This is a genomic window from Synechocystis sp. PCC 6803 substr. PCC-P (assembly GCF_000284455.1).
In the GTDB taxonomy this organism is placed as follows: Bacteria; Cyanobacteriota; Cyanobacteriia; order Cyanobacteriales; family Microcystaceae; genus Synechocystis.
The window spans coordinates 3,052,836-3,065,174 of sequence record NC_017039.1 but is presented as its reverse complement, the minus strand read 5'-3'; the positions used below and the strand labels follow the sequence as shown (position 1 = coordinate 3,065,174).

The window sequence follows — 12,339 nt, the reverse complement described above, 5'->3', positions numbered from 1 at the left end:
CATTCAAAGAGTCGAAAATCAAGGAGAATGTTCAAATGACGAAAAAACAAGACGACAATTTACAAAGGAGCAAAAATCAGAAGCAGTAAAAATAGTAGAACAATCTGGAAAGCCCATAAGCCAAGTGGCAAGGGAAATGGGCTTGATGAAAAGTGCCCTAAGAGCCCATTTATAAAGTGGTAGAAGTAGCAGAAAGACGACGCAACATAATGGGAGTCATCACGGCATAAATAGCCGCTTCGCTCATTTCTGGTAGATGCTCATAATCCTTACTCAAACGACGATACCAGTTCAGCCAACCGAACGTCCTCTCGACAATCCATATTTTTGGTAAGATCTCAAAAGACTTCCCTGAACGACTAATCACCTGGACTTTGGCTTGAATTAAGAGCCAGATGGCTAACCCAAAGGTATCACCTCGATAACCCTGGTCTACTAACATGCTCTTGACAGACTCGAGGAGTTGAGTTCCTTCTTCAAGCAAACTCATCAGAGCATAAGCTGTGACGATGCGTTCACTTGCATTTGCTTCGGTCACTATCACTTTTAAGACTAAGCCCAGACTATCGACGATTAGGTGACACTTTCGTCCTTTCACCTTCTTACCTCCGTCAAAACCGTAGACTTCCCCCTTTTTTCGGTGGTTTTTACCGATTGGCTATCTGCCGCTATTACGCTAGGTTGAAGGCTCTTGCCACTCTGGAGGCGGCATTGCTCCAGCAGCCTTAGATTGAGCCTTTCCCACACGCCATGACGTTGCCATTTACGGTAATAGCTATAGACCGTGCTACTAGGAGGAAAGTCATGGGGTAACATTGCCCATTGACAACCCGTTTTTAGTTGGTAGTAAATACCATTACAAACCGCTCGCATATCTGTGGTTCGTGGGTGTCCTCCGGGCTTTGCGGGAGGAATCATTGATTCAACTATTGCCCATTCTGCATCGCTCAGGTCTGTTTCATAGGCTGTCGACTTTTCATGCTCTTTGTCTCCTTCTGCTCTTACTCTTAGTTTTCCTTTTTTTCTTCTCCTACTTGCTATCCATTACAAGACTTTATAAATGAGCTCTAAATTTCATCCTGATTTCATTTTGCTTTGCCAGACTGGAATTAGAGAAGGAATAGGAGGTAAGCATTCCCGTGGGTAATCAATTCTGGATATATGGGTTGGCAGGACTACTCCTCAGTGGTTCAGCGGCTGGGGTAACAGCGGTTTATCGCAATCAATCTCCACCGCAGATGATGGCCCAACAAGGCATGCACATGCAATGGACAGACCAAAGTTTTATCGAAATGATGATTCCCCACCATCAAGATGCCATTGATATGGCGGAGATGGCTCTACAAAAAGCCGAACATCCTGAACTCAAAAAGTTGGCACGGAATATTATCCGAGACCAGGAAAGGGAAATTAAAGAAATGAAAACCTGGTATCAGCAATGGTTTAAACGACCAGTGCCTGCTTTGTCGAGCCAGGGAATGATGGGAATGCACCAAGGTCACGGCATGATGGCGATGGATTTAGAGGCTTTGGCCACCGCCCAAAACTTTGACCGGGAATTTATTCGTCAGATGATTCCCCACCATCAAATGGCAGTGATGATGGCTAGCAATTTAAAAACCAATACGGAACGGCCGGAGATGGATAAATTGATGGATGACATTATCCGCTCCCAAAGTGCGGAAATTAAGCAAATGAAGCAATGGTATCAAAACTGGTATGGTCAGTGAGGAAGCATGAGACTGTTGCTGGTGGAGGATGAGCCTGATCTAGGAATGGCGCTGGAAAAAGCTCTCCGTCGCGAAAATTACGTAGTTGATTGGGTGCAGGACGGCAACCTAGCCTGGAGCTATTTAGACCAGGGCTGGGTGAACTATACCCTGGCTATTTTTGATTGGATGGTGCCGGGGTTATCAGGGTTGGAATTGTGTCAAAAACTCCGGGGCCAAAGGAGTTCTTTACCGATTCTAATGCTGACAGCGAAGGATCAAATTGCAGATCGGGTTGAGGGTTTAGATGCAGGGGCCGATGATTATTTAATCAAGCCCTTTGGCATGGCGGAACTATTAGCTCGTTTACGTTCTTTGCAACGGCGATCGCCAGAATTGCAACCCCAGCAGTTACAGGTGGGGCAATGGTGGTTGGATTATGGAACTTTTGCGGTAGTAACCCCAGAGCAAGCAAGAATTACCCTCACAGCCAAGGAGTTCCAGCTTTTGGAATACTTCATGAAACATCCCCAGCAAATTCTTAGTAGTGAACAGATTAAAAATCAACTGTGGGCGCTGTCGGCGGAATCTACCAGTAATGTCGTAGCGGCCCAGGTGCGTTTGCTCCGGCGAAAATTAGAGGAGTATAGCCATGGCAATCTCATTGAAACCGTGTATGGCTTAGGGTATCGTTTTCAGCCCCATCCAACCCATGCAGAACAATAGATTATTCAATCTATCCCGTTGGCGTTTAGCCAGTTATTACGCTGGGGTCATGGGGCTAATTTTGGGTCTTTGTGGCCTAGCGGTCTATGAAATGACTTCCCAGGATCATTGGCGATCGCTGGATCAAGAGCTTACTTCCCTAGCGGGGACTCTCCATGATGGATTGGAACCACTATTACAACAACCAGGGCAGTTAGAGCCCTCAGTTAAACAAATTTTGCCTAATCTTTGCTTAGGTACAGTAGCTTGCCCTAGGTCGCCTCAACGGAGGCATATTCTCAACGCAACCCAACAGCCGGGCTATTATGTCCGGTTTTTGGACTTAAACGGTCAATTATTAGCAACGGCAGGGGAAAATCCCCCAGGCTTAGCCTTTGAGCGGGAAACCACCCGTCAAAAACCATTAACGGATCAAAAAGGGAACCGCTATCACCAAGTTTCTTTGCTGTTAAAAACCACCACTGGTGAACCTTGGGGCTATTTAAAGGTGGGGCGCTCCTTGGTGGAATATGACCATCATTTGCACACGATCCAAGGCTTTTTAGTTTGGGGTTTACCCATTGTGATGATTGTGGTCGGTGGTGCTAGTTGGTGGTTAGCAGGCTTAGCCATGGAGCCGGTTTATCGTTCCTACCAACAAATCCAGCAGTTCACCGCTGATATTGCCCACGAATTACGTACACCGATTACGGCGATTCAGGCAACGTTGGAAACGACATTAAATGCAGAACCTAATGCTGAAGAAACCCATAGCACCTTGCAAACCTTAAAACGACAAAATTATCGTCTCAGCCATTTAATCCATGATTTATTACTCCTCTCCCGCATGGATTTAACAACAGTTAATCCGACCCAGTTTACCCTTTGTTGTCTCAATGATTTAGTTGAAGATTTAACCGAAGAATTTGCCAGTTTGGCGATCGCCGCTGGGGTATTGTTATCTGCGAAGTTAGACAATCAAGCAAATATCTGGGTCAGGGGAGAAGAAGAACAGCTTTATCGTTTGGTGGGTAATTTAATCAGTAATGCCATTCACTACACCCCAACGGGGGGCGAGGTAACCGTCATGCTTGAGACCGATAAACAGCAAGCCATCATCAAAGTCCAAGATACGGGCATTGGCATTGCTTCGGAGAATCAAAGCCGGGTTTTTGACCGTTTTTATCGGGTGGACACGGCCCGGTCTCGACAACGGGGAGGGGCAGGATTAGGCCTTGCCATTGCCCAGGCGATCGCCGTTAAGCATCAAGGTGTTTTGACTGTAGAGAGTGAATTGGGTCAGGGAAGTTTATTCACCATTCGCTTATCAATATGTCCGCCACCATACCAACAGTCCCGAGAGTGTACCAAAAATCTCACCTAACAGGGTATGGATACTGTCAATGCACTTTACTTAGCAATCCGAGTAGCATTCAAAATCGCTAACAGTGCTACTCCCACATCCGCAAACACCGCCTCCCAGAGGGTTGCCAAGCCAATGGTGCCCAGGGCGATAAAAAGTGCTTTAATCCCTAGGGCTAGGACAATGTTCTGTACAACAATTTGACGAGTTTTGCGGGCCACATGAATCGCTTCGGCCACCTTCGAGGGCGCATCGGTCATCAACACCACGTCCGCTGTTTCAATGGCAGCATCGGAGCCCAATCCCCCCATGGCTATACCGACATCGGCTCGGGCAATCACGGGGGCATCATTAATACCATCTCCTACAAATGCCAGTTTTGCTTTACCTGAAGGATCTAGCAGTTGCTCAATTTCATCGACTTTTTCTTCTGGCAATAATTCAGCAACAAAGGCATCTAAACCAATTTGCTGGGCAACGGATTGAGCTACTATTTCACTATCCCCGGTCAGCATCACGGTCTTTTCAACTCCCATGCGTTTTAGGTCTCGAATCGCTTGAACCGCATCTTCCTTAATTTCGTCGGCAATCAGAATATAGCCCCCATAGCGCCCATCTACGGCGAGATGAACCACTGTACCGGCTACGTCACAGGTATCATGATCGATTTTTTCTCGATGCAAAAGGCGATCATTGCCCGCAATGACGACTTGATTTTGCACAACGGCTCGAATGCCATGCCCAGCAATTTCTTCGTAGTCGGCCACTTCAGAGTCAGCGATCGACTGGGCATAAGCTTCGCGGATCGATAGGGCAATGGGATGAGTGGAATGGGATTCGGCTTTTGCGGCTAGGGTTAACAATTCTGATTCAGAAAATCCATTTTTGGTAACGACCTGAGTAACCTTAAATGTGCCTTTGGTTAAGGTTCCAGTTTTATCAAACACAACGGTTTTAACGGCCGTGAGGGAGTCTAAAAAGGTAGATCCCTTGATCAAAATCCCATGTTTGGCGGCTCCCCCAATGCCACCAAAATAGCCGAGCGGAATGCTGATCACCAATCCACAGGGACAGGAAATCACCAACAGAACCAAGGCACGATAAACCCAATCGGCTCGATCCGCCCCAGGGATGAACAGAGGTGGTAACAGGGCAACGGCTAACGAAAGAAAGACGATAACGGGAGTGTAGTAGCGGGCAAATTGGGTGATGAATTTCTCGGTGGATGCCTTTTTGCTAGACGCATTTTCAACCAGATCGAGCACTTTGGCGATCGAAGATTCACTAAATAGTTTGGTGACTCGAATTGTCAACACACCCGATTGGTTGATCATGCCTGCAAGAATGGTATCTCCAGGCTTAACTGTGCCGGGCACCGATTCGCCAGTCAGTGCTGAAGTATCTACCTGTGAAGTTCCCCCTAAAATCTCGCCATCCAGGGGCACTTTTTCACCCGGCTTTACCAAAATTAAGTCATCAACCTGTACCGTTTCGGGGGAAACTTGTTGCACTGTACCATTGCGCTTCAAGTTCGCGGTATCGGGACGTGCTTCCAGTAAAGCTTTGATGGAACGGCGCGATCGCCCAACGGAGTATTCTTGAAATAGCTCTCCCACTCGAAAGAACAACATCACGGCCACGGCTTCGGGGAGTTGATGAATTGCCAAGGCCCCCAAGGTGGCGATCGTCATTAAAAAGTTTTCATCAAAAATCTGCCCTCTGAGAATATTGCGTCCCGCTGTTTTGAGCACTGTCCAACCACTCAAGAGATAGGCAGGAATAATCACTGCAAATTCAGCAATCTGACCTGGCGTGTTGTGTAACGGTTGCTCGAACAAAATAGCAATGGTAAAGAGGGCGATCGCCGTCAGGACGGGCAGTAGTTCTTGTTTCAGATTAAATTCACCAGCACCATGACTATGGCTATGGCCTTCTTCCCTATGGGAGTGGGGATGTTTATGACCATTAAGCGTTACAGATGATTTTGGCTCTGCAAGGGTGTAACCCAGGGCGGCGATCCGTTCTTGAATGGTTATTTCACTGACCTGCTTGGGATCATAGGTAACAGTTAATCGTCCCGTGGCCACCGTGACAGAGGCCTCTGCTACTCCCTTCAATCTTTCCAAGCTACCTTCAATTTTTAACTTGCAACTAGTGCAGTCCATGCCGCCGACTTGCATTTGCTGAGTTTTGAGCGGTGAAGATTGGGTCATGGCGGCCAACGTGATTTAAAGAAAAACCTCCTTGAACCGTAGCACAAATCTTGAAACACCTGAAGATATGCTCAGATATTAAAGATGTTAGGATGAAAATCATTTTCTAAATCCAGTTTAAATTTTTCCCTAGCTCCTAACGCCAACCTCTATGAGTAAGTCCTCGTTGTCAAAGTCACAATCCTGCCAGAACGAAGAGATGCCCCTTTGTGATCAACCTCTTGTTCATCTTGAGCAGGTACGACAGGTTCAACCAGAGGTGATGTCATTGGACCAGGCCCAGCAAATGGCGGAGTTTTTCAGTGCACTAGCTGATCCGAGTCGGTTGCGTTTAATGTCGGCATTGGCCCGCCAAGAACTCTGTGTCTGTGATTTAGCAGCGGCGATGAAAGTGAGTGAATCGGCAGTTTCCCATCAATTACGAATTTTACGATCGCAGCGCCTGGTAAAGTATCGCCGGGTCGGCCGTAATGTTTACTACAGCTTGGCGGATAATCATGTGATGAATTTGTATCGGGAAGTTGCAGACCATTTGCAGGAATCGGATTAAGGAGATGGACGATGATTCTGCGATCACTGCTTTATTTTGTCATGGCGGGTTTGTGTGAAATTGGGGGCGGATACTTAGTTTGGTTATGGATACGGGAAGGTAAAAGTGTTTGGTTGGCATTAGTTAGAGCAATTTTACTCACCGTATATGGATTTGTAGCAACGCTTCAACCTGCCAACTTTGGGCGAGCCTATGCCGCCTATGGCGGAATTTTCATCATCCTCTCCATTATCTGGGGATGGCAAGTAGACAATGTGGTAGTCGATCGCCTGGACTGGCTTGGAGCGGCGATCGCCTTGGTTGGTGTATTAGTGATGATGTATGCTAACAGGGCTTAGAGCGTGTTTGAAAAGCCCCCCTGGCCCACCAAGTTTGGGGGGAAACTAAGTCAAAGTCCCCCAGTATTGGGGGATTTAGGGGGCAGAATCAGACTTTATAAACAGGTTCTTAATTCCATCATTAATTAATTACCCTCTTAGTAACCGCAATCCACTCAACGTTACGATTACCGTCGAGCCTTCATGCCCCAAAACCCCAAAGGGCAGCGTGATATTACCCGCAAAGTTTGCAATCAACAGAATCATCACAAAACCAAGGGCAAACACAATGTTTTGTTTGACCACTCCTTGAGCGCGACGACCCAAACGAATGGCGTGTTCTAACCGCTCCAAACGATCCGCCATTAAGACAATATCTGCGGTTTCTAAGGCCACATCACTACCAGCGGCCCCCATCGCAATACCAACAGATGCCTGAGCTAAGGCGGGTGCATCATTGATGCCGTCTCCCACCATGGCGACGGATTGATACTGCTTCTGGAGTTGGCGAATCACATCCACTTTATCTTCGGGCAAAAGTTCTGCATAAACCTGATTGACTCCCACCTGTTGAGCAATGCTGTGGGCGGTACGTGAGTTATCCCCAGTTAGCATGACAATTCGCTCAATTCCTAATCGTTTTAATCGGGCGATCGCCTGGGCGGCGGTGGGTCGTACAGTATCTGCCACGGCAATGAGACCTAAAATCTCTCCAGCGTAGGCAACCCAGACGACGGTTTTACCTTCAGCTTCCCACTGCTGACTTTGCTCTATCAGGTTTGTAGCAACATGATTGACCTGGGCCTGAACAAACACGGCTTTACCAACTATCGCCTGTTGGCCCTCAATGTCTCCGATAATGCCCTGTCCCGCCTGCGCTTGAACGTTCCTGGCTGTTGCCCAGGCTTGGTTCTGTTGACGGGTGAAGTCGGCGATCGCCTCTCCGATGGGATGTTCCGATAAACTTTCCAGGGCCGCCGCGATTTGCAGAAGTTTGTCGGTGGATGGCTGAGTGGCGAGAATGTTCACAACTTCAGGTTTTCCAGTGGTCAATGTTCCAGTTTTATCAAAAGCAATCACCCGTACTCGTCCAATCCGCTCCAACTGCGCCCCGTTTTTGAATAAAATGCCTTGACGCGCTCCATTGGCAATACCAGAAAGTAAGGCCGGCATAATTGATGCCATTAGCGCACAGGGAGAAGCCACCACGAGAAAAATTAAGGCACGGTAGATCGTCTCTTCCCAACTCCAGCCCAGCAAAAAAGGCGGCAACGTACCGAGCAAGAGTCCGGCGATCACAATTACCTTGGCATAACCGCACTCAAATCGTTCAATAAACTGTTGCGACGGGGGAGCTTCGGTTTGGGCTTGCTGAACCAAACGAATCACACGCTGAATCAAGCTACTTTCCGGGGGTTGATGGATTTTGAGCCGCAGTACCCCATTGCCATTGATCGTGCCGGCAAACACCTCATCGCCGATCGCCTTTTCCACTGGCATAGATTCCCCCGTGATGGAAGCCTGGTTCAGGGTGCTAAACCCTTCAATGACCAAGCCATCCGTTGGCACCAACTCTCCCGGTTTCACCAAGACTTGATCCCCCATCTTCAGTTCTGAAATGGGAATGGTTTGCTCCTGTCCGTTCCGCAACACTCTTGCTACATCAGCGGTTAAGCTCATCAATCCCTGGATACTCCGCTCCGTCCGTTGCATCGCGTATCCTTCCAATGCCCCACTGATGGCAAAAATAAGAATCAGAACTGCCCCATCCACAATGAGGGTATATTCCCGTCGCCAAAGTCCCAACCCGGCGGCCCCCAAGGCGGCCACAATCATCAGCAGATCGACATCAAATTCTTTTTCTTCAAAGAGGGTTGTTAATCCCTCACGGGCATTGTCAAATCCACCAATCACATAGGCCGCTGTTAGGACAAAAAAGGCAATTCCCAACCAGCCCAAGTTAAGCATCTGCCAGCCCAGAAAGACCAGCCCGCCACAGGCGATCGCCGCCACTGCATCGGGATGATCTTTGAAAAGGTTAGAAAATCGAAAGGCAGAAGAAGGGGGAGTTACAACCATGCTTTTTAACTTGGATTTTTACCTTCTCAGCCTAAACCTTAACATTAGTGTCAATGTCAAGGTTTTGAGTAAACTAAAGGGATGAAGACTAATCACTTAACGATTAAAGAACTCACAGATGCAGTGGGAGGTGGCGTTACGCCTCGCATGGTGCGCCATTACCACACCCTGGGATTGCTTCCCCCCGTTCAACGCTCAGAGGGCAACTACCGCCTTTATACTCAGCAGGACGTACAACGGCTCCAACGAGTCATTGCCCTCAAACAGCAGGGCTTTCAGTTGTCTCATATTCGGCAACTGCTGGATAGCCATTCTGAAGAGAGCCTTGATCCCACCCTAATGGTGCAGTTGCAACAGCAATATCAGGCTGTGATTCAGCAGATTACTCGACTCCGCCAAACCGCATCTGCTTTAGAAGGATTACTGGGACGCGACCAGAGTTGCCAGATTACCCAAGCGGAAGCTCTGGCCCAACTGAAACAGCTTGATGTGGATGTCCAGGAGGGGTTAGGAAAACTCGATCAGTTGTGGACGAACCTAGATGCGGAGACAACAACTCATCCAGAAGCCTTTCAGGAATCCCTCAAACACCTGCTACCGGATTTATCGGCTTACTCTGAAATTACCATTCACTTACTACATCAATTAGTGCTGGCCTGTGGTGATGTTAGCTTGGTAAACGCCGTTCGATTGAGTCAGGGAGCGATCGCCTCGGCACGAGATGCACTGAAAGCAGGGTGTCCAGTCGTCACCGATGTTCCGGTTGTGGCTGCGGCTCTTGATCAAACTCGGTTAGCTCATTTAGGATGTACGGTTAAAACGCTGATTGACGACCCTCACATCACAGGGCTTAGGGAAGCCGAGCAAGCTTTTTGGCACCATGACCATTGGCAACAGCGGTTACAACAGATTCCCCAAGGATGTGTGCTGGCGATCGGCTATGCCCCTTCTGTTTTACTCACTGCCTGTAAGCTGATAGAGCAACAACATATTCAGCCGGCTCTTGTGATCGGAATGCCGATCGGTTTTAGTCATGCTCCGGGGGCAAAACGACGACTGATGACCAGTCCCATTCCCCATATCACCATTCAGGGGAGCCTCGGTGGAGGACTTCTAGCCGCAGTAACGCTAAACGCTTTAGTGGAAACATTGATTGCAAAGCCAGATTGCCACTGCTATCTCACTTGTCTTTAGTGCAGTAAAGGTTGATAGGGAAAGGATGGTGAAAGTTTTGGACGCATGGTTTTTAAGCGGGTAGTTTAAGGACTCGCCTTATAAAAATGGAAATGAAGATGATTGTGGCTAAAATTCAGCACAGTTGTCGCAGGATGAAAATGACTATGCTCGGAGTCATGGTGATGGGAATGTTCGTGCCAAAATCCTGGTTCCATCGGAGTGGAGGGTCGTAACAGATAAAACAGGGCAAATAAGCTGAGGGCTAAAATCCCCAGATAGAAAAAACTATTTTGAGCAAAGTGACTGCCTAACCATCCCGCCAGAGGATAGGAAAACGCCCACCAGAGATGACTCCAGGCAAAATTGGCACCATACACTCGGCCTTGAAGCTCTTTGGCTACGCGGTCGGCAATCAGGGTTTGGGTGGGGACATTAACCAAGGTTTGGCCGATACCAGCCCCAGCCCACAGGAGCAATAATCCCTGAAGATTGACCATCGAGACGGGTAGAATCGCAAGACTCATTACTACAGCCCCAATTGTCGTTAAATAGATTCGTTTTCTCTGTTGCTGAGTGTTGCCCAAACCGAGGGAAGCCACCGTCGCTCCCAACCCAAACGCCGCCATTAGCCAACCATACTCCAGCTTACCCAGGTTTAAAATGCCTTGGACATAGCCCACCGTATTCACTAAAATCCCTGCCCCGGCCAAGGACACCACCAACTGCATCGCTAGAGCATAACGAATCAGGCGATCGCCGAAAAGACATTGGGTTCCTGTGCCGATGTCCCGTCGAATTTGGGCCAAGTTACGGACAGGCTGGGCGGTTGAATTAGCTAACAGTTTTCCTGGCAAGGTAAAAATTAAACCAGCGGCCATCAAAAAAGTTAAAGCATCCCCCCAAAAGATTGTTTTTGTTCCCACCCAAGCGGCAAGACTCCCAGCCAACCCTGGCCCCAAAACCCCCAAAAGTTGATAAGTGGCACTGGATAAGGCGATCGCCTGGGGATATTCATCCTCCTTCGTCACCAGGGGAATGGTTGCGGTATAGGTCGGAGTAAAAAAGGCGTTAAACACATTCAGCCCCAGAACCAGCCCGTAGATTTGCCAGGCCTGGGTCACCCCAGGAAATAAACAGACAATCCCCAGCCGTGCCAGATGGGTAATCACCATCATTTGCTTGCGATCATAACGGTCGGCGATCGCCCCCGCAATGGGAGACAGCAAGACAAACACCGTTACCCTTAAGGTTAAGGCCCCTGCCAGGATCAACCCCGCCCCTTGACCCGCCAATTCAAAAGCTAAAAGTGCTAATCCTACCCAGGTCAGGGCATCCCCCAGCAAACTAATGGCTTGGGCTAGGTATAGCTGAGCAAATAGACGGTTCCGCAAGCAGTGAAAGATAGGCGGTAGTTTGCCCATTGTGGGGGTTTGGGGTAGAAAATTGATCTCTATTCTATGCCCCCAGGGGGGATATTGATGAGGGCCTTGAGAAACGTCCTGTCCCCGCAATAGTACTTGGTACTGAATCGAATATTAATTAGCTTGGTCAAGTTCTTCTGCTAATAGTTTTTGATAAATTTTGGGTAAAGAAGCGGTCATTCTATTGTCTTCAATGCCGTAACCCAAACTTGTCCAAGTGCCAGAAAGTTTTTTCAACACTTGTTCGATATTTCCCTGTTGTAATTGGGTGGAAAAGTCCATGCCCCAGTGGTGTTTATCGGTCAACCATCGATAGGTTACTAAATCCTGAAATTCAGGCTCAAAGTTATAGTGTGATTTTCCCAAATGACGTTGAGGGTGATACAAAGCCGCTTTTTCCTGCCAAGTCTTAGTCAAAAATTGATAACGTCCTGCCGCTGTGGAGCAATGCCCTTGGTTAACATCTGTTTTGATGGCAATACAAGCATTGGGATGGCGACTTAAATCATGGGTATGTTGACCGCCATAGAGTAAAACGTAGGGATTTTTAGCATTAGATTCACTGGCTGAAATTGTCCGCATTAAAGCTCTAATGTAAGGATCTCCTCCTTCCATGGCTAGGGATGGTAAATGGCCAAAAAAGGAATTGATGTTTTCAGTTTCAGGAGACTTTCTAATAAAAGCTGCCAAGCAAAGAGTAAATAATAAAGTGGCCAGAAAAAAATGGCGTGACCAAGATGATTGTTGAGACCTTCGACGATGATGATAGTGGCGAGTTGTGTTTTGGGTAATGGTCATGGAAATTA

General features: G+C 48.0%; 12 protein-coding genes. 7 read left to right on the top strand and 5 right to left on the bottom strand.

Annotated elements, in window-relative coordinates:
- The first annotated feature begins 1 nt into the window (after position 1).
- On the top strand, positions 2 to 175 hold the full coding sequence (locus SYNPCCP_RS17905; RefSeq protein ID WP_080504064.1) for a transposase: 174 nt from the start codon (positions 2 to 4) through the stop codon (positions 173 to 175).
- Here SYNPCCP_RS17905 and SYNPCCP_RS17050 read toward each other — a convergent pair.
- A protein-coding gene (locus SYNPCCP_RS17050) for an IS5 family transposase (RefSeq protein ID WP_230401101.1) occupies positions 170 to 918 on the bottom strand; the annotation gives its coding sequence in 2 pieces (ribosomal slippage) (positions 170 to 639 and positions 639 to 918; 750 coding nt in all). The genes SYNPCCP_RS17905 and SYNPCCP_RS17050 overlap by 6 nt on opposite strands.
- Positions 919 to 1,139: 221 nt before the next feature.
- Here SYNPCCP_RS17050 and SYNPCCP_RS14285 point away from each other — a divergent pair.
- Genes SYNPCCP_RS14285 through rppB form a run of 3 tightly spaced genes read left to right on the top strand, consistent with a single transcriptional unit; the run spans position 1,140 to position 3,798 of the window.
- On the top strand, positions 1,140 to 1,730 hold the full coding sequence (locus SYNPCCP_RS14285) for a DUF305 domain-containing protein (RefSeq protein WP_010873937.1): 591 nt from the start codon (positions 1,140 to 1,142) through the stop codon (positions 1,728 to 1,730).
- Positions 1,731 to 1,736: 6 nt separating this feature from the next.
- Complete coding sequence (rppA, locus tag SYNPCCP_RS14280) at positions 1,737 to 2,435, top strand: two-component system response regulator RppA (RefSeq protein ID WP_010873936.1); 699 nt, start codon at positions 1,737 to 1,739, stop codon at positions 2,433 to 2,435.
- Positions 2,422 to 3,798, top strand: coding sequence for a two-component system sensor histidine kinase RppB (rppB, locus tag SYNPCCP_RS14275; protein ID WP_010873935.1), 1,377 nt, complete (start codon positions 2,422 to 2,424; stop codon positions 3,796 to 3,798). Before rppA ends, rppB begins: the two co-directional genes overlap by 14 nt.
- 26 nt (positions 3,799 to 3,824) lie before the next feature.
- Here the strand turns inward: rppB and SYNPCCP_RS14270 are convergent, their stop codons facing one another.
- Positions 3,825 to 5,990, bottom strand: a complete 2,166-nt coding sequence (locus tag SYNPCCP_RS14270) for a heavy metal translocating P-type ATPase (RefSeq protein WP_010873934.1) — start codon at positions 5,988 to 5,990, stop codon at positions 3,825 to 3,827.
- A gap of 151 nt (positions 5,991 to 6,141) precedes the next feature.
- Between SYNPCCP_RS14270 and ziaR the strand changes: the two genes are divergently transcribed.
- Positions 6,142 to 6,540 carry a Zn(II)-sensing metalloregulatory transcriptional repressor ZiaR gene (gene ziaR / locus SYNPCCP_RS14265; RefSeq protein WP_010873933.1) on the top strand — a complete coding sequence of 133 codons (399 nt, stop codon included), beginning with the start codon at positions 6,142 to 6,144 and terminating at the stop codon, positions 6,538 to 6,540.
- Between the two features lie 11 nt (positions 6,541 to 6,551).
- Positions 6,552 to 6,878 (top strand): YnfA family protein, encoded by a 327-nt coding sequence (locus tag SYNPCCP_RS14260; RefSeq protein WP_010873932.1) that lies wholly within the window; start codon positions 6,552 to 6,554, stop codon positions 6,876 to 6,878.
- A 129-nt stretch (positions 6,879 to 7,007) separates the two neighbouring features.
- Here SYNPCCP_RS14260 and SYNPCCP_RS14255 read toward each other — a convergent pair whose 3' ends face one another.
- Entirely contained in the window at positions 7,008 to 8,936 is a 1,929-nt protein-coding gene (locus SYNPCCP_RS14255; RefSeq protein WP_010873931.1) for a heavy metal translocating P-type ATPase, read from the bottom strand.
- 81 nt (positions 8,937 to 9,017) lie between these two features.
- Here SYNPCCP_RS14255 and SYNPCCP_RS14250 point away from each other — a divergent pair, with 81 nt between their 5' ends.
- Complete coding sequence (locus tag SYNPCCP_RS14250) at positions 9,018 to 10,130, top strand: precorrin-8X methylmutase (protein ID WP_010873930.1); 1,113 nt, start codon at positions 9,018 to 9,020, stop codon at positions 10,128 to 10,130.
- Between the two features lie 65 nt (positions 10,131 to 10,195).
- Here the strand turns inward: SYNPCCP_RS14250 and SYNPCCP_RS14245 are convergent, their stop codons facing one another.
- Together SYNPCCP_RS14245 and SYNPCCP_RS14240 are read right to left on the bottom strand one after the other, a co-directional pair.
- Entirely contained in the window at positions 10,196 to 11,533 is a 1,338-nt protein-coding gene (locus tag SYNPCCP_RS14245) for an MFS transporter (RefSeq protein ID WP_010873929.1), read from the bottom strand.
- Positions 11,534 to 11,647: 114 nt separating this feature from the next.
- A complete protein-coding gene (locus SYNPCCP_RS14240) occupies positions 11,648 to 12,331 on the bottom strand; it encodes a glycoside hydrolase family protein (protein WP_223211300.1) in 684 nt (227 codons plus the stop codon).
- Positions 12,332 to 12,339 lie beyond the last annotated feature (8 nt).